The 16,077-nt window shown below is 62.7% G+C and carries 16 protein-coding genes; 11 read left to right on the top strand and 5 right to left on the bottom strand.

Going from position 1 to position 16,077, the window contains the following annotated elements; translation table 11 throughout:
* Positions 1-73: 73 nt before the first annotated feature.
* The 3 genes from HNP33_RS12045 to HNP33_RS12035 form a co-directional block, all read right to left on the bottom strand.
* A complete protein-coding gene (locus HNP33_RS12045; RefSeq protein WP_184708738.1) occupies positions 74-1,039 on the bottom strand; it encodes a TRAP transporter substrate-binding protein in 966 nt (321 codons plus the stop codon).
* Positions 1,040-1,115: 76 nt separating this feature from the next.
* Positions 1,116-2,027, bottom strand: coding sequence for an SMP-30/gluconolactonase/LRE family protein (locus HNP33_RS12040; RefSeq protein ID WP_184708736.1), 912 nt, complete (start codon positions 2,025-2,027; stop codon positions 1,116-1,118).
* Positions 2,024-2,854, bottom strand: a complete 831-nt coding sequence (locus HNP33_RS12035; RefSeq protein WP_184708734.1) for an NAD-dependent epimerase/dehydratase family protein — start codon at positions 2,852-2,854, stop codon at positions 2,024-2,026. The genes HNP33_RS12040 and HNP33_RS12035 overlap by 4 nt, the downstream gene beginning before the upstream one ends.
* 65 nt (positions 2,855-2,919) lie before the next feature.
* Here HNP33_RS12035 and HNP33_RS12030 point away from each other — a divergent pair, with 65 nt between their 5' ends.
* From HNP33_RS12030 to HNP33_RS11980, 11 genes are all read left to right on the top strand, one after another.
* Positions 2,920-3,726 carry a FadR/GntR family transcriptional regulator gene (locus tag HNP33_RS12030; RefSeq protein WP_184708732.1) on the top strand — a complete coding sequence of 269 codons (807 nt, stop codon included), beginning with the start codon at positions 2,920-2,922 and terminating at the stop codon, positions 3,724-3,726.
* 284 nt (positions 3,727-4,010) lie between these two features.
* On the top strand, positions 4,011-4,985 hold the full coding sequence (locus HNP33_RS12025; RefSeq protein ID WP_184708730.1) for a Bug family tripartite tricarboxylate transporter substrate binding protein: 975 nt from the start codon (positions 4,011-4,013) through the stop codon (positions 4,983-4,985).
* A gap of 55 nt (positions 4,986-5,040) precedes the next feature.
* Entirely contained in the window at positions 5,041-5,949 is a 909-nt protein-coding gene (kdgD, locus tag HNP33_RS12020; RefSeq protein ID WP_184708728.1) for a 5-dehydro-4-deoxyglucarate dehydratase, read from the top strand.
* Between the two features lie 67 nt (positions 5,950-6,016).
* Positions 6,017-7,003 (top strand): 2-hydroxyacid dehydrogenase, encoded by a 987-nt coding sequence (locus tag HNP33_RS12015; RefSeq protein WP_184708726.1) that lies wholly within the window; start codon positions 6,017-6,019, stop codon positions 7,001-7,003.
* A 23-nt stretch (positions 7,004-7,026) separates the two neighbouring features.
* Complete coding sequence (locus HNP33_RS12010) at positions 7,027-8,364, top strand: enolase C-terminal domain-like protein (RefSeq protein ID WP_184708724.1); 1,338 nt, start codon at positions 7,027-7,029, stop codon at positions 8,362-8,364.
* Positions 8,365-8,434: 70 nt separating this feature from the next.
* Complete coding sequence (locus tag HNP33_RS12005; RefSeq protein ID WP_184708722.1) at positions 8,435-9,883, top strand: aldehyde dehydrogenase family protein; 1,449 nt, start codon at positions 8,435-8,437, stop codon at positions 9,881-9,883.
* Complete coding sequence (locus HNP33_RS12000) at positions 9,880-10,857, top strand: DMT family transporter (protein WP_184708720.1); 978 nt, start codon at positions 9,880-9,882, stop codon at positions 10,855-10,857. Before HNP33_RS12005 ends, HNP33_RS12000 begins: the two co-directional genes overlap by 4 nt.
* Before the next feature lie 57 nt (positions 10,858-10,914).
* Positions 10,915-11,883, top strand: coding sequence for a DHH family phosphoesterase (locus tag HNP33_RS11995; RefSeq protein ID WP_184708718.1), 969 nt, complete (start codon positions 10,915-10,917; stop codon positions 11,881-11,883).
* A complete protein-coding gene (locus tag HNP33_RS11990; RefSeq protein WP_184708716.1) occupies positions 11,880-12,122 on the top strand; it encodes a cysteine-rich CWC family protein in 243 nt (80 codons plus the stop codon). Before HNP33_RS11995 ends, HNP33_RS11990 begins: the two co-directional genes overlap by 4 nt.
* Positions 12,123-12,226: 104 nt before the next feature.
* A complete protein-coding gene (locus HNP33_RS11985) occupies positions 12,227-13,696 on the top strand; it encodes an MFS transporter (RefSeq protein WP_184708714.1) in 1,470 nt (489 codons plus the stop codon).
* A 150-nt stretch (positions 13,697-13,846) separates the two neighbouring features.
* Positions 13,847-14,614, top strand: coding sequence for a class II glutamine amidotransferase (locus HNP33_RS11980; RefSeq protein ID WP_184708711.1), 768 nt, complete (start codon positions 13,847-13,849; stop codon positions 14,612-14,614).
* 61 nt (positions 14,615-14,675) lie between these two features.
* On the opposite strand, the gene sstT is transcribed toward HNP33_RS11980, so the two are convergent.
* Positions 14,676-15,893 carry a serine/threonine transporter SstT gene (sstT, locus tag HNP33_RS11975; protein ID WP_184708709.1) on the bottom strand — a complete coding sequence of 406 codons (1,218 nt, stop codon included), beginning with the start codon at positions 15,891-15,893 and terminating at the stop codon, positions 14,676-14,678.
* 2 nt (positions 15,894-15,895) lie between these two features.
* Positions 15,896-16,077 (bottom strand): hypothetical protein (locus tag HNP33_RS20870; RefSeq protein WP_221452061.1); only part of this gene is annotated, 182 nt, incomplete at its 5' end.

Raw genomic sequence — 16,077 nt, 5'->3', positions numbered from 1 at the left:
AGCAGCTATTGTTTTTGATATTCCCAATCGCCTGACACGGCTCTCGCCAGCCAAGCAATCGTGGCTGTGGTGGTTATTGGGTTTCCTGCGTGCGCTTGACCAGATCCTTGAGCTTGGCATCGGTGATGAACTTGTCGTACACCGGCTTCATCGCGGCCTGGAAAGGCGCCTTGTCGATCTCGATGATTTCGGCGCCGCCAGCCTTCACGATGGCCAGTGATTTGGCTTCGCGCTCGGCCCACTGCTTGCGCATATAGGGCACCGACTCCTTGGCCGCCTGGCGGATCCAGCCTTGCTCCTCGGGTGAGAGTCTGTCGAAGGTGCGCTTGGAGAACAGCAGAATCTCGGGCGCCATCGAATGCTCGGTCTTGGTGAAGTACTTGGCCACCTCGAACGAGCGCGAGCTTTCATAGGTCGGGTAGTTGTTTTCGGCGGCATCGATCAGGCCGGTCTTCAGGCCCGTGTAGACCTCGCCCATCGGCATGGGGGTGGCATTGGCGCCCATCGCTTCGAGCATGCTCACCCACAGATCGGACTGCTGCACGCGCACCTTCATGCCCTTCATGTCGGCAAAGGATTTGACCGGCTTCTTGGCGGTGAACATCGAGCGCGCCCCACTGTCGTAAAAGCCCAGGCCGACAAAGCCCTGCTTTTCGCAGGCCTTCAGAATCTCCTCGCCCACCGGGCCGTCAAGCACCTTGTGCATGTGCTCTACCGAGCGAAAGAGAAACGGCATGGTGGGCACGATGGTTTCGCCGCAGACATTGTTCATCGCGCCGACGTTCACGCGCACCATGGCGAGCGCGCCGATCTTGGCCTGTTCGATGGTTTCCTTCTCACCTCCCAGCGCCCCATTGGGGTACACGCGGATGGTGTGCTTGCCGCCAGACAGCGCCTTCAGGCGCTCCCCCATGAATTTGACCGCCTGCACGGTCGGGTAGTCGTCCGGGTGGATATCTGACGAGCGGAATTCCGTTGCGCTGGCAGCCAGCGACAGCACACTTGCGGCCAAGGCCACCCACAGTTTGTTGGCTTTCATTTGTCTTCCTCTTTCTCAACAGTTTTCTTTGTCAAACAGCGCCCGCGCTCAGGCGCAGGCCATACCTTAAAAAAACCTAGCCTCCGGCAAACGCAGGCTCGGGCAAGCCCTGCACGCCCGGCTGCAGCGCAAAAACCCCTCCAGCAAGCGGCTGCTCGGCCAGATCCACGCCGTCGGGCCGGATCGATGTGACGTACAGCACATCCAGATTTGCGCCGCCAAACGCACACATCGCTGGTTTCCTGACGGGAACGGCAAGCGACCGGTCCAGCCTGCCGCCCGGAGTGAAGCGATGCACCAACCCCGCGTCATTGCCGCAGATCCAGTAGCAGCCGTCGGCGTCCACCGCAGCCCCATCGGGCCTGCCGGGCAAGGGCTTCATGTCCACAAACACCCGGCGATTGCGCGGCGTGCCCGTGGCCATGTCGTAGTCGAAGGCCCAGATCGTCTGCACGCTGGGGTGTGAATCGGACAGGTACATGGTTTGGCCGTCAGGGCTGAACGCCAGGCCATTGGGCGTGATCAGCGGCCCCAGCTGTAAATCAGTGGCAGCGCCTGCGGCCAGCTCGCCCGCCCCCAGCCGGTACACCTTGCCCACGGCCTGCGCAGCGGCCATGTCCATGAACATGGTGCCCGCAACAAAGCGGCCCTGGCGGTCGCAGCGGCCATCGTTGAAACGCATGCCGGGCAAGGCGTGCTGCACGGCAGCGAGTGGGCGCACCTGCGCGGCCTCCGCGCCCTCTTCTGCGGTCACCTCGTAGATGCCGTCTTCCAGCCCCGCCACCCAGCGCCGGCCATCGCCATTCCAGGCCGCCATGCAGGCCAGCATCTGCGGCAGTTGCCACTGCGTATGCTGCACCTTGCCTGCCAGCCAGCGGTGGAGAACGCCACGCGGAATATCAGCCCAGTACAGCGCCTGCTCGCAGGCCCGCCACACCGGGCTCTCGCCGGTGGCGTTGCGTGCATCCAGAACGAGTTCGGCACTCATGCTGGCTGGCCTTCACTGTCGCCAAAAGGGCCTTGCGCCGTAAAAGCACCGCCCTGGTAGACCGCCACCGGGTCGTTGGCAGCGGGGGCTGGCTGCGCCTCCACCTTGGCGCGCCAGGGCTCGGAGCTGTCCTTGGGCGCAAAGCCCAGGTGGGCGGCGGCATGGTTGTCCCACCAGGCATCGCGGTTGTTGGATGCGCCGTACACCACCGTGTGACCGACGTTCGGGGTGAACAGGGCTTTCTCGATCAGTTGCACCAGGTCGTCGTAGCTGAGCCAGGTGCTCATCATGCGGCGGTCCTTGGGCTCTGGAAAGGATGAGCCGATGCGCATGCTGACGGTTTCGATGCCATAGCGGTCAAAATAGAAGCTCGCCATGTCCTCACCAAAGGATTTGGACAGGCCGTAATACCCGTCGGGGCGGCGGCGCACGTTGGCGTCGAGTTTGTCGCTCTGCTTGTAAAAGCCGATCACGTGGTTGGAGCTGGCAAACACCACACGCCGCACGCCGTGGCGCCGCGCAGCCTCATACAGGTTGAAGATGCCTTTGATATTGGCTTCCAGCACCTCTTCAAAAGAGCGCTCCACCGAAACGCCGCCCATGTGCACAATGGCATCGCACCCGGCCACCAGCGCGTCAACCGCCTGCTTGTCTGCCAGATCGCAAAACACCACTTCCTCGCTCGTATCACGAGCGGGCGCCATGCCTGCCACGTCCGACAGGCGCAGCACCTCGGCATAGGGGCGCAAGCGTTCGCGCAGCACTCTGCCCAGACCGCCGGCAGCGCCGGTCAACAACAAACGATGCACTCTCAAAGGCTGGCTCATAAATGTTCAATATCCGGGGTTAGTGATATGTTGTCATACAACATGTTGCGATTATCATCAGAGCCATGAGCAAGCCGACTTCGGAATTACCCCAATCTCCTGCAATTTTTTCCAGCCCGGATGCTGGCGCCCTGCGCAACAAGGCCAACCGGGGCAGCCGCAACCTGGCCAACCTGCTGTCCGAAGAGTTTGAAACCAAGATCCGGCAGGGCCTGCTGGGTGAAGGCGACAAGCTGCCCACCGAGTCGGAACTGGTGCGCAGCTACGATGTCAGCCGCACCGTCGTGCGCGAAGCGCTGTCCAAGCTGCAGGCGTCGGGCCTGGTGGAGACGCGGCACGGCATTGGCACCTTTGTGTTGCCTGCGCGCCAAAGCCCGGGCCTGGTGCTGAGCGCCAGCGAGTTGAGCGAGTCGGTTGACGTGCTCGCCGTGCTGGAATTGCGCATCAGCCTGGAGACCGAGGCTGCGGGCCTTGCCGCCCAGCGCCGCCAGCCTCAGCACCTGCACGCCATGCTGCAGGCGTTGCAAGCCTTCGAGATCAACTTTGCCGCCGGGGCAGAGACCGTCAGCCACGACCTCGCATTCCACCTGAGCATTGCCCAGGCAACGGGCAACCGTTACTTCCAGGATATCTTGCAGCACTTTGGTAGCATGCTGATTCCGCGCACCCGCATTGCGTCCATCGACAAGCCCGCACGCGATCCGGACTATCTGCGCCGCGTCAATCGTGAGCATGAAGAGATTTATGCCGCCATCGAACGGCAGGACGCCGATTCGGCCCGTGCCGCCATGCGCATCCACCTGACCAATTCACGCGAACGCCTGCGTCTGGCTCAGCGCCAAAGCGCAGGCGCCACCTCCCAGGACGCCTGATCCAAGAACGTGTTTACCACCTCCTCGCGCCGCGACAGTGGCTTTGCGGGCTGGAGTGAGATCGTGAACACGCTCTAAGCAGCAAACCCTTCGGATCGGGCAACCAAGGGCTCCGGGCGCGCATACAAACCCGCCCAGAGCCGATAGCGCCTTTCTGCAGCGCCTTCCTCCCGGTCTTTCATCCGCTGATTCGAGCGATCTAGGTGTTAACCTGCAGATGCGGTGCCTTTACATTCTGATTTTAAGTTGTATGATGACTTACAACAACTCAGGAGACAGCCCCCATGATCACCCGCGCCCGGTTTCTCTACACCGCGCTGGCACTTGCAGCCAGCGCCGCACTCAGCCCTGCCCAGGCTGCCGATGCCTGGCCGAGCAAGCCGATCCGGCTGGTTGTGCCGTATCCACCAGGGGGCAGCTCCGACATCATTGCCCGCTCGATCGGCCAGCTGATTTCGCAAGAGCTCAAGCAACCGGTCGTCATCGACAACAAGCCCGGAGCCAATGGCAACCTGGGCGCCGAACTGGTGGCCCGGGCCCAGCCCGATGGCTACACCTGGCTGCTGTGCGATCTGGGGGCGCTGGCGATCTCGCCCTCGATCTACACCAAGCTGGCTTTTGACCCCAGCAAGGACTTGCGCGGCGCCGCCATGCTGGCCTATTCGCCGCACATGCTGGTCGTGCACCCTTCGGTACCCGCAAATAACCTGCAGGAGCTGGTGGCACTGTCAAAAAAACAGGACTTGAACTTTGCCGTGACAGCCACCGGCAGCGCCCCGCACCTGGCCGGGGTGGAGCTCGCTCGCATCACCGGCGCCAAGTGGGTGTATGTGCCCTACAAGGGCGGCGTGCAATCGGTGCAGGACACCGTCGCTGGCCAGACCCAGGTGCTGATGAACGGCATGCTGGCGACCTACCCGCAGGTGCAGAGCGGCAAGCTCAAGCTGCTGGGCATCTCCAAGGAAAGCCGCATGCCGCTGATCGCCGATGTGCCCACGCTGGCCGAACAAGGCGCCAAAGGCTTTGCCTCCGGCACATGGCAAGGCGTGGTGCTGCCCGCCAAGACGCCCGATGCAGTGATCCAGCGCGTCAACCAGGCGTTGCTGGCAGCCATTCGCACGCCCGATGTGCGCGCCCGCCTCACCGGCCAGGGCGCTGAGGTGGTCACGATGACACCGGCCCAAACCGACCAGTTTTTCAACGCCGAACGCCAGCGCTGGCGCACGGTTGTTCAATCCGCCAACCTGCAGCTGGACTGATCACCACTGCGGTTGCTCCCTCTCATTCGTTCTTGAAAGATTATTTATGACCACCATGAGCCCCCAAGATGTGAAGCACGTGATGAGCTCCGGCCTGCTGTCCTTCCCCGTGACTGATTTTGATGCGCAAGGCAACTTCAACGCCAAAGGCTATGCATCGCGCCTGGAGTGGCTTGCGCCTTACGGCGCAAGCGCACTGTTCGCCGCAGGCGGCACGGGTGAATTCTTCTCGCTCACGGCAGACGAATACCCAGAGATCATCAGGACCGCCGTCGATACCTGCAAGGGCAAGGTGCCCATCATTGCAGGCGCCGGCGGCCCTACGCGCTTTGCCATCCAGTGCGCGCAGGCCGCAGAGGCTGCTGGCGCCCATGGCATTCTGCTGATGCCGCATTACATGACCGAAGCCAGCCAGGAAGGGCTCGCCGCACACGTGGAAGCGGTCTGCAAGAGTGTCAAATTCGGCGTCATCATCTACAACCGGGGCGTGAGCAAATTCAAGCCCGAAACCGTGGCACGCCTGTGCGAGCGCAACCCCAACCTGGTAGGTTTCAAGGATGGCGTGGGCGACATCGAAGCCATGTCGGCCATGTACCTGACGATGGGCGACCGCCTGGCCTACCTGGGCGGCCTGCCGACTGCCGAGGTATACGCGGCGGCATACAAGGCGCTGGGCACGCCCGTGTACTCGTCTGCGGTGTTCAACTTCATCCCCAAGACCGCAATGCGCTTTTATGAAGCCGTGCGCACCGACGACCATGCCACCCAGCACCAGCTGCTCAAGGACTTCTTCATGCCTTACCTGAAGATCCGCAACCGCAGCGCGGGCTACGCCGTCTCCATCATCAAAGCTGGCGCCAAGCTGGTGGGCCACGATGCGGGCCCGGTACGCGCGCCGCTGGCCGATTTGAAGCCGGAAGAAGTCGACATGCTCGCTGCCTTGATCAAAAAGGTCGAAGGCTGACCCTCCCACCACCGCCTGCCCGCAGCCGCGCCATGCGCGCGCGAAGGCGGGCACATCCCTCATCACCATGACTGAAGCTACCCGCCCCCGTGTCCTGCAAATGGGCAAGATGCCCTTGCCCGCGCTGGATGCCGATCTGGCACGCGAGTTCGACATCACCATTCTCGGCGAACAGCCGGATCCGGCGCAGTTTCTGGCACTGCATGGCGCGCAGTTCGAGTACTTCGTCACCTCTGCCGGCATGGGTGCACCCGCCCAGGTGATTGAGGCCCTGCCCCACCTGCGCTGCATCAGCAGCTTTGGGGTGGGCTTTGATTCGCTGGATCAGGCCTCCATCCTTGCGCGTGGCGCCCGCGTGGGCTACACGCCAGGCGTGCTGGACGATTGCGTGGCCGACATGGCCTTTGCCCTGCTGCTGGACACTGCACGCCACTTGTCTGCCGCCGACCGCTTTGTACGCGCAGGCTTGTGGCCGCAGCAGCGCTTTGGCGTCTACACCAGGGCATCGGGCAAGCGCCTGGGCATTCTGGGCATGGGACGCATCGGCTTGCAGGTGGCGCGGCGCGCCAGCGGCTTTGACATGGAAGTGGCCTACCACAACCGTCGCCCGCTAGCAGACTCTGCACACCGGTACATGGCCTCTGTGCAAGAGCTGGCCGCGTGGTGTGATTTCCTCGTCATCACGGCGGCGGGCGGCAGCGCAACGCAGCACCTCGTCGACGCCAGGGTACTGCAGGCCCTGGGGCCGCAAGGCTTTCTCATCAACGTGGCGCGCGGCAGCGTGGTGGACGAGGCCGCGCTGCTGCAGGCCTTGCAAAACGGTACCATCGCCGGGGCAGGCCTTGATGTATTTGAAGATGAGCCTCACCCACTGCCCGGCCTTTTGCAGCAGGACAATGTGGTGCTGGCCCCGCATATCGCCAGCGGCACGCAGGAGACACGGCGCGCCATGGCAGATCTGGTGCTCGCCAACCTGCGCAGCTTTATCGCCCAGGGCAGCCTGGTACAGGAAGTTCCCTGGTCGCAAGCCGCTGCTGCGGCACGTACCGAATGACAGAACCGCAGAGAGACACGTCCATGGCTCCAACGCCCACCATCACCGAGATCGAAGTCATTCCCGTAGCAGGCCGCGATGGCATGCTGATGAACCTGAGCGGCGCGCACGCGCCCTTCTTCACCCGCAACGTGATGCTGGTGCATGACAGCAGCGGCCACACCGGTGTGGGCGAGGTGCCGGGCGGCGAAGGCATACGCCAGGCGCTCGAAGACAGCAAGGCCGCGCTGCTGGGCCAGTCCATTGGCCAGCACCTGCAATTGCTGCAGAAGGTGCAGCTGCTATTGGCAGGCCGCGACAGTGGCGGCCGCGGACTGCAGACATTTGACCTGCGCATTGCCATCCATGCCGTCACGGCGGTCGAATCTGCCTTGCTCGACCTGCTGGGCCAGCACCTCGGTGTGCCGGTGGCGGCCTTGCTGGGCGAAGGCCAGCAGCGCACACGCGTCGAAATGCTGGGCTATCTGTTCTTCGTTGGCCCGTTCCAACAAACCGACTTGCCCTACATCCAGCCAGGCAATGACCGCACGGGCAGCGACGCCTGGAGCCAGGTGCGCCACCAGGCGGCCATGACGCCCGAGGCTATCGTGCGCCAGGCAGAGGCCGCGCACGCGCGCTATGGGTTCAACGATTTCAAGCTCAAAGGCGGTGTGCTGGCAGGCGAGGAAGAGGTACAGGCAGTGACCGCGCTGGCGCAGCGCTTTCCACAAGCGCGTGTCACGCTCGATCCCAATGGGGGCTGGCTTCTGAAGGACGCCATCCGGCTGATGCGCGACATGCACGGTGTACTGGCCTACGCAGAAGACCCCTGCGGGGCGGAAGGCGGCTTTTCGGGCCGCGAGGTGATGGCCGAATTTCGCCGCGCCACCGGCCTGCCGACGGCCACCAACATGGTGGCGACCGACTGGCGCCAGATGGTGCATGCGCTGTCGCTGCAGTCGGTCGACATCCCGCTGGCCGACCCGCACTTCTGGACCATGGCGGGCTCCGTGCGCGTGGGCCAGACCTGCCGCGACTGGGGCCTCACATGGGGCTCGCACTCCAACAACCATTTCGACATTTCGCTGGCCATGTTCACCCACGTAGCCGCAGCCGTTCCCGGCAAGGTCACCGCCATCGATACGCACTGGATCTGGCAGGACGGCCAGTTCCTCACGACCAACCCGTTCCAGATCAAGGATGGCTTCGTCGATGTGCCCCAAACCCCGGGGCTGGGCGTCACCGTAGACCGCGCAGCACTGCAGCGCGCCAATGCCTTGTACCTGGAGCATGGCCTGGGAGCGCGCAACGACGCCATGGCCATGCAGTACCTGATTCCCGGCTGGCAGTTCGACCCCAAGCGCCCGTGCATGGTGCGTTGATTACTACCTATTTCATAGCAATCTGCGCCAACGGACCGGGCGCCAGATGCCTTTTTATCCCAATGCCACTATGACCATCTACAACAACCTCATCAACGGCGCCTGGACTGCGGGCCACGCCACCACACCCAACACCAACCCCAGCGATCAGGCTGATGTGATTGGCGAATATGCACAAGGCGACGCAGCCGATGTGAATGCGGCGGTGGCTGCGGCGCAGGCGGCTTTTCCCGCCTGGAGCACTTCTGGCATCCAGGCGCGCCACGATGCGCTCGACAAGATCGGCAACGAGATTCTCGCCCGCAAGGACGAGCTGGGCGACCTGCTCGCGCGCGAGGAAGGCAAGACTCGCCCCGAAGCCATTGGCGAGGTAGCGCGGGCGGGCCAGATCTTCAAGTTCTTTGCGGGCGAATGCCTGCGCCTGGCCGGTGAGAGCATTCCATCGGTGCGCCCCGGCATTGGCGTGGAAATCACGCGCGAGCCCATCGGCGTGGTGGGCCTGATCACGCCGTGGAATTTTCCCATCGCCATTCCGGCATGGAAGATTGCCCCGGCGCTGGCCTTTGGCAACTGCGTGGTCCTCAAGCCTGCGGACCTGGTGCCGGGCAGCGCCTGGGCCCTGGCCGACATCATCCACCGCAGCGGTATTCCAGCAGGTGTGTTCAACCTCGTCATGGGCCGGGGCCGCGTGATCGGCGAAGCCCTGGTGCAGCACCCCGATATAGCAGCCATCAGCTTTACCGGATCGGTAGGCGTGGGCCGCGGCATTGCCGAGGCCTGTGTGAAGAGCGGCAAGAAAGTACAGCTGGAGATGGGCGGCAAGAACCCTCAGGTGGTGCTGGACGATGCCGATCTGGCCCAGGCCGTGGAGCTGTCGGCGCAAAGCTGCTTCTACTCGACCGGCCAGCGTTGCACGGCATCGAGCCGCCTGATCGTGACCGAGAAAATCTACCCGGCCTTCATTGAGGCCTTGCAGGCCCGCATGGCCAAACTCAAGGTGGGCGATGCACGTGCAGCGGGCACCGACATCGGCCCCGTGGTCAGCCAGGCACAGCTGGAGCAGGACCTGAGCTACGTGGAAATCGCCAAGGCAGAAGGCGCCGTGCTGGCCGCCGGTGGCGAGCGCATTGGCTGCCACACGGGCAGCGGCAAGCAGGGCTTCTTCCTGCAACCCGCCTTGTTGGTGGACAGCACGCCTGCCATGCGCATCAACCGCGAAGAGGTGTTTGGCCCGGTGGCCAGCGTGATCCGCGTGCGCGACTATGACGAGGCGCTGGCCGTGGCCAACGACACGCCGTTCGGCCTGTCGGCAGGCATTGCCACCACGAGCCTGAAATACGCCACGCACTTCAAGCGCCATGCGCAGGCTGGCATGGTGATGGTGAATTTGCCCACGGCGGGCGTGGATTACCACGTGCCCTTTGGCGGCCGCAAGGGCTCAAGCTACGGCCCGCGTGAGCAAGGCCGCTATGCGCAGGAGTTCTACACCACCGTCAAAACGGCATACACCCTGGCATGAGCACGGCAAGTACCGGCCACGCACCGGCGCCTGTGACATCGACATGGCGCAGCCCTGCCGTGGTGGCTGGCGTGGCACTGCTGTGCTGCCTGCTATGGGGCAGTTCGTACCCGGCCATCAAGGGCGGTTATGCGCTGTTCTCCATCGCGCAGTCCGATCTGCCCGGCAAGCTGCTGTTTGCAGGCTGGCGTTTTGTGATGGCAGGCGGCTTTGTGCTGCTGGTAGCAGCTGCCATGGGCAAACCTGCGCTGCAGACGCTTCGCGCGCATCCGCGCCAACTGCTGGTGCTGGGCGCTACGCAGACCAGCCTGCAATATGTGTTCTTCTACCTGGGCCTGGCCTACACCACGGGCGTCAAAGGCGCCATCATGAACGCCACGGCCACCTTTTTCAGCGTGCTGATCGCGCATTGGTTCTACGCTAACGACCGGCTCACGCCTGCCAAGGCTCTGGGCTGCGTGATCGGCTTTGCTGGCGTGCTCACGGTAACGCTGGGCGGCAGCGGCGAGCTGGGTGGGGCTTTCAGCTGGCTGGGCGAAGGCTCGGTGGTGCTGGCGGCGCTGATCCTGGCGGCATCCAGCATCTACGGCAAGCAACTGTCGCAAACCGTGGATGCCATGGCCATGACCGGCTGGCAACTGGGACTGGGCGGCGCGCTGCTGGTGCTGATAGGCTGGGGCAGCGGCGGCCAGATGGGCCTGCCTTCCTGGCAGGCGCTGGCGCTTCTGGTGTATCTGGCCCTGCTGTCCTCGGCCGCCTTCACCTTGTGGAGCTTGCTGCTCAAGCACAACCGGGTCAGCCAGGTGACGATCTACAACTTCACCGTGCCGGTATTTGGCTCCGTGCTCTCAGCCCTGTTTCTGAGGGAAACGCTCTGGGCCTGGCACTACATGCTGGCTCTCGCCATGGTGTGTCTGGGTATCTGGCTGGTAACGCGAGAGGTAAGGGAAACACGCAAACCGGGAAGCGCATAAAGCGGGCCAGAAATAGCGCGCACACTCGGGTACTGCAGCTGGCGGAAAATAGCGGGCATGAAACTACTGCCCGACCTGTCCCTGCCGGTAAGCGCCGACATCAACGACCCCAAGCCGCTCATCCTCTACCACGGGCGCAGCTGCCCTGATGGCTATGGCGCCGCGCTGGCGGCCTGGCTGTTTTTTGGCGACAAGGCAGAGTTCCGCGGCCTGGACCATGGCGAAATCCAGACAGTGGACGACCTGGGCGACCTGAATGGCCGCACCATCTACATCCTCGATTTCGCCTTTGGCCCCGAGCTGCTGGCCGCCATTGAAGCCAAGGCCCACAAGCTGGTGCTGCTGGACCACCACAAGAGCGCCGCAGAAAAGCTGACCGGCTACCGCTGCACCTGCGGCGTGGTGCACTTTGACATGAACAAGTCCGGGGCACGCCTCGCCTGGGAGTTTTTCCACCCGACCAAAGCGATTCCCGCGCTCATCCTGCACATCGAAGACCGCGATATCTGGCGCTGGCAGTATCCCGAGAGCGGCGCTTTCCTGGCGGCGCTTGACATGGAGCCGCGCACATTTGAGCGCTGGTCCGAGATTGCCGCCTTCACGCCTGAGCAGTTGGCAGCCTTCATGGCACGTGGTGGCGCCATGGACGAAAAGTACCTCAAGCTGTGCAGCGATATTGCCGAGGGCGCGCAGCCTGTTGTCTTCAACGGTATTGCAGGCCTGATGGTGAACGCCCCCGGCATGTTCCACAGCCAGGTGGGCGATATTCTGGCAAAAAAGAGCGGCAGCTTTGCGCTGATGTGGAGCGCCAACGAAAAAGGCGTGAAATGCGGTCTGCGTTCACGCTCCGATTTCAACTGCATTCCACTCGCAGAAAGCATGGGCGGTGGCGGACATGCACAGGCCTGCGGTTTTCGCATGGGCGCAGACCGCCTGCCGGAGTTGCTGGCTGGCAGCCTCACCGCGCGGCCCGAGGATGCCCTGCCAGCCCCCCGCCCCGCACCTGCACCTACAACCGCAGCATGAGCAATACCCATCCCCGGGCCCAGCAGTGTCCTCTATGCGGACAGCACAACCAGTGCGCTGTCGCCCAGGGTTTGCCAGCAGAGCAATGCTGGTGCATGGCCGCGCAGATCAGCCCCGAGGCGCTGCAGCGCATTCCTGCGGCTGAACGCGGCCAGCGTTGCATTTGCCCCGCCTGCGGGCAGGCTGGCGATGGCCAGGGCACAGCAGGCGCTGGTGCTCAAACGCCAAAGTTGCGATAATTATTGGCACCCAGCGCAGACCGGTCAAGCGCATAAAGCTATTAAATTCATAGTACATCGCGCACAAGCGCGATCCAGGTTTGCGCCGTCGCACGCCATCCATCATGCATATCAGCAACCACAACGCCCAAGATCTGCGCGCCCTGTACGGCGAGCGCTTTCGCTGGTATCTGCTCTTTACCGTGATGATCGGTACGATGGCCTCGATCATCTCGTCGACCATCTTCAACGTGGCCATTCCGGCCATGAGCCACCACTTCCAGCTGGGCCAGTCGCGCGCGCAGTGGGTGACATCATCGTTCATGGTGGCCACCACGGTGGCAATGCTGACCACCCCTTGGCTGCTCTCGCGCTATGGCTACCGCAACACCTATCTGGGCGCGGTCGTCCTGCTGATGCTTGGCGGCATCGGGGGCGGCTTCAGCACCGATTACAACCTGGTGCTGGTCGCGCGCGTGGTCGAGGGCCTCGCCGCTGGCGTGATTCAGCCCATTCCAGCCATCATCATCCTGCACGCCTTTGCGCCCAATGAGCAAGGCCGCGCCAATGGCCTGTTCGGCATGGGCATTGTGCTGGCGCCCGCCATCGGCCCGAGCGTAGGAGGCCTGCTGGTGGATTGGATGGGTTGGCGCTCAGTGTTCTTCATGGTGGTGCCACTGTGTCTGGCATCGATCTGGCTGGGCCTGCGGTATGTGCCCGTCAACGCACCAGGTGGCGCCTCGGCCGACCGCAAGGGCAAGAGCCTCGACTGGATTGGCCTGGGCATTGCCACGGTGGGCACCATCTGCCTGCTCAACGGCCTCGTCGCACTGCATGGCACCAGCTGGCAGGAAAGCGCTGTGCTGCTCGCCATTGCCCTGGCTTGTTTTCCTGGCTTTGTGGCGTGGGAAAAGCGCATGCTGGCCCGTGGCGACAAACCGCTGATGGATCTGCGCTTGTTTGCCTGCAAACCCTTTGCCGCCGGCTGTATCGTCGCCTTCATCTACGGCACCGCGCTCTTTGGATCCACCTATCTGCTGCCCGTGTTCATGCAACTGGGGCTTTCTTACTCGGCATCGGTGGTGGGAACCACCATGCTGCCCGCAGGCCTGGTGTTGGGCGGCGTGATCGCTCTGGCGGGCCGCATGGCCGACCGCACGCCCGCCCATTGGCTGGTGATAGGCGGGCTGGCACTGCTGGCACTGTCATTTGTACTGACGGGCGTGCTGCAACCCGGCTCATCGCTGTGGCTGCTGGTGGGCTACACCGTGCTGGGCCGCATTGGCCTGGGCTTCATCCTGCCCTCGCTCACCCTTGGCAGCATGCGCCCGTTGGACAAAAGCCTCATCTCACAGGGCTCCAGCACCTTCAGCTTTCTGCGCATGCTGGGTGGCGCAGCCGGCGTCAGCCTGTGTGGCATCTTTCTGGAGTGGCGCGTGGGTTACTACGCTGCGCAATCCGCTGCGGTGGAAATTGCCATGGCGGAGCGCGTGTCCGCTTTCCGCGATACCTTTGCCTTGCTGGCTGTTGTGTGCGTGCTCGCTGGCATCGCCGCGCTCCAGCTGCGCGCGCGGCCAACGCCTGCGGCGCGCTGATGGCGGCTGAGGATGGTCTACACTAGGGAACCTCTGCAAAACCCTCGCCAGATGGGATGGACGCGGATCGCCCGAGGCCACGTTCAGACCACGGCAGGGAGTTTTGCAGAGGTTCCCTAGGTCTTCAGTGCGTTTTGAGAGTGTTCTGCCATGTGCCAATTGCTGGGGATGAACTGCAACACCCCCACCGATATCAACTTCAGCTTTACCGGCTTTTCGCAGCGCGCCGGCAATACCGACCACCACAGTGACGGCTGGGGCATTGCCTTCTTCGAAGAAGGCGGCCTGCGCCACCTGGTGGATCACCATCCGGCCGCGGACTCGCCCATGGCGGAGCTGATCCGCCGCTACCCCATCAAAAGCCGCAATGTCATTGCGCACATCCGCAAGGCCACGCAGGGCCGGGTGCTGCTTCAGAACTGCCACCCCTTTGTACGCGAGCTATGGGGCAAGAACTGGGTGTTTGCCCACAATGGCGACCTCAAGGACTTCCGTCCGCGTCTGCACGCCCACTTCCGCCCTGTTGGCGATACCGACAGCGAACACGTGTTCTGCTGGATCATGCAGGAGCTGTGGAAATCCCACGCAGGCACCCCCAGCATTGCAGAGCTGACCCATACCTTGCGCGACCTGGCGGCCCGCATTGCACCGCATGGTACCTTCAATTTTCTGCTCTGCAATGGCGACGCGCTCTGGGCCCATGCCACCACGTTCCTGTGTTACACAGAACGTGCGCACCCCTTCTCGCATGCGCACCTGAGCGACGAAGACCTCAGTCTGGATTTTTCTACCTGCACCACACCGCAGGACCGGGTCGCCGTCGTCGTCACAACCCCCCTCACCACCAATGAAGAATGGACACACTTTCAACCTGGCGAACTGATGGTGTTTGACCAGGGACGGCGGCTCTTGCTGTAAATGCTCTGCGCAGAAAAAACGGCTCCTTCCGGGAGCCGTTGCCATCTGCCAAACACAGGCCTCAGGCCTGCCGCAGACGATCCGCGCGCATGCAAGCCGCAGCAGTAAAAAGCACATCGGTGGACGAATTCAGCGCGGTCTCGGCAGAATCCTGCACGGCACCGATAAGCATCCCCACCATCACGACCTGCATCACCACATCGTTGCTGATGCCAAACAGGCTGCATGCCAGTGGAATCAGCAGCAACGAGCCCCCGGCAACACCCGATGCGCCGCATGCACACAAGGCCGACACAACACAAAGCAATATCGCAGTCGGCACCGCCACCTGAATACCCATCGTGTGGGCCGCAGCCAGCGACAACACACTGATCGTAATGGCCGCCCCCGCCATATTGATCGTGGCGCCCAACGGAATCGCAATGGAATACGTATCCCGATCCAGGCCCAGCTTTTCGGCCAAGGCCAAATTGACCGGAATGTTTGCCGCTGAGCTGCGCGTGAAAAAGGCCGTGACCGCACTCTCGCGCAAGCAAGTCAAAACCAGAGGATAGGGATTGGCACGAATGACCGCCCCCACAATCAAGGGGTTGACCACAAGAGCAACAAAAAGCATTGCACCAACCAGCACGAAGAGCACGCGCACATAACCCAACAGGGCATCGGCCCCGGCCTCTGCAAAGGTAGATGCAACCAATCCCAAAATACCCAGAGGGGCTAGGCGAATCACCCACTGAATCACCTGCGTGATTGCCCCTGCGGCATCCTGGATCAGCTGCCTGGAACTCTCCGCCGCATGGCGAAATGCAAAGCCCAAGGCAATCGCCCAGGCCAGCACCCCAATATAGTTACCCGCCATCAACGCATGCACCGGGTTGTCCACCACCTGCATCAGCAGATCCAGCATCACTTGCGAAACATCTTTGGGCGCCTGGCTCACATCGGCAATGCCTTCCAAATGCAACGTGGTAGGAAAAAGCATGCTGGCCGCAACACCCACAAGCGCCGCAGCGAAAGTCCCCACAAGATAGAGCGCCAGCACGGGGCGCATATGCGTCGCGGCACCCTTGCGCTGGCCGCATATCGCAGCCATAACCAAAATGAGTACAAGAATCGGTGCCACTGCCTTGAGCGCCGAAACAAACAATTTGCCCAGAATGGACAGATAGCCCGCACTCTCTGGCATCAGGTACCCAATAGCCACACCCAACACCATCGCACACATGACTTGTGCCACCAGGCTGGTTCGCAGTACCAAACGCATCAACGAAGAAAACATAATCAGTCAAAAATCTGCAAGCACGGCCCGGCAAACAATACATTCGCCACACAATTTCGGGCGAGCAAAAGCAAAACCCCCGCAGTCGAAGACTGAGGGGGTTTGGGAATAAAAGCCTGACGATGACCTACTTTCACACGGGAATCCGCACTATCATCGGCGCGAAGTCGTTTCACTGTCCTGT

It is taken from the genome of Comamonas odontotermitis, from assembly GCF_014207855.1.
Classification (GTDB): domain Bacteria; phylum Pseudomonadota; class Gammaproteobacteria; order Burkholderiales; family Burkholderiaceae_C; genus Comamonas; species Comamonas odontotermitis_A.
The sequence above is the reverse complement of the archived record's forward strand: the minus strand, read 5'-3'. Positions and strand labels throughout refer to the sequence as shown.

Excerpts from the sequence above, each read along its gene's own strand:
- HNP33_RS11990 (WP_184708716.1), top strand. The coding sequence starts at position 11,880 with ATGAGCAATACCCATCCCCGGGCCCAGCAGTGTCCTCTATGCGGACAG.
- HNP33_RS12005 (WP_184708722.1), top strand. The coding sequence starts at position 8,435 with ATGACCATCTACAACAACCTCATCAACGGCGCCTGGACTGCGGGCCAC.
- kdgD (WP_184708728.1), top strand. The coding sequence starts at position 5,041 with ATGAGCCCCCAAGATGTGAAGCACGTGATGAGCTCCGGCCTGCTGTCC.
- HNP33_RS12045 (WP_184708738.1), bottom strand. The coding sequence starts at position 1,039 with ATGAAAGCCAACAAACTGTGGGTGGCCTTGGCCGCAAGTGTGCTGTCG.
- HNP33_RS11980 (WP_184708711.1), top strand. The coding sequence starts at position 13,847 with ATGTGCCAATTGCTGGGGATGAACTGCAACACCCCCACCGATATCAAC.
- HNP33_RS12015 (WP_184708726.1), top strand. The coding sequence starts at position 6,017 with ATGACTGAAGCTACCCGCCCCCGTGTCCTGCAAATGGGCAAGATGCCC.
- HNP33_RS12000 (WP_184708720.1), top strand. The coding sequence starts at position 9,880 with ATGAGCACGGCAAGTACCGGCCACGCACCGGCGCCTGTGACATCGACA.
- HNP33_RS12010 (WP_184708724.1), top strand. The coding sequence starts at position 7,027 with ATGGCTCCAACGCCCACCATCACCGAGATCGAAGTCATTCCCGTAGCA.
- sstT (WP_184708709.1), bottom strand. The coding sequence starts at position 15,893 with ATGTTTTCTTCGTTGATGCGTTTGGTACTGCGAACCAGCCTGGTGGCA.
- HNP33_RS12030 (WP_184708732.1), top strand. The coding sequence starts at position 2,920 with ATGAGCAAGCCGACTTCGGAATTACCCCAATCTCCTGCAATTTTTTCC.
- HNP33_RS11995 (WP_184708718.1), top strand. The coding sequence starts at position 10,915 with ATGAAACTACTGCCCGACCTGTCCCTGCCGGTAAGCGCCGACATCAAC.
- HNP33_RS12035 (WP_184708734.1), bottom strand. The coding sequence starts at position 2,854 with ATGAGCCAGCCTTTGAGAGTGCATCGTTTGTTGTTGACCGGCGCTGCC.
- HNP33_RS11985 (WP_184708714.1), top strand. The coding sequence starts at position 12,227 with ATGCATATCAGCAACCACAACGCCCAAGATCTGCGCGCCCTGTACGGC.
- HNP33_RS12040 (WP_184708736.1), bottom strand. The coding sequence starts at position 2,027 with ATGAGTGCCGAACTCGTTCTGGATGCACGCAACGCCACCGGCGAGAGC.
- HNP33_RS12025 (WP_184708730.1), top strand. The coding sequence starts at position 4,011 with ATGATCACCCGCGCCCGGTTTCTCTACACCGCGCTGGCACTTGCAGCC.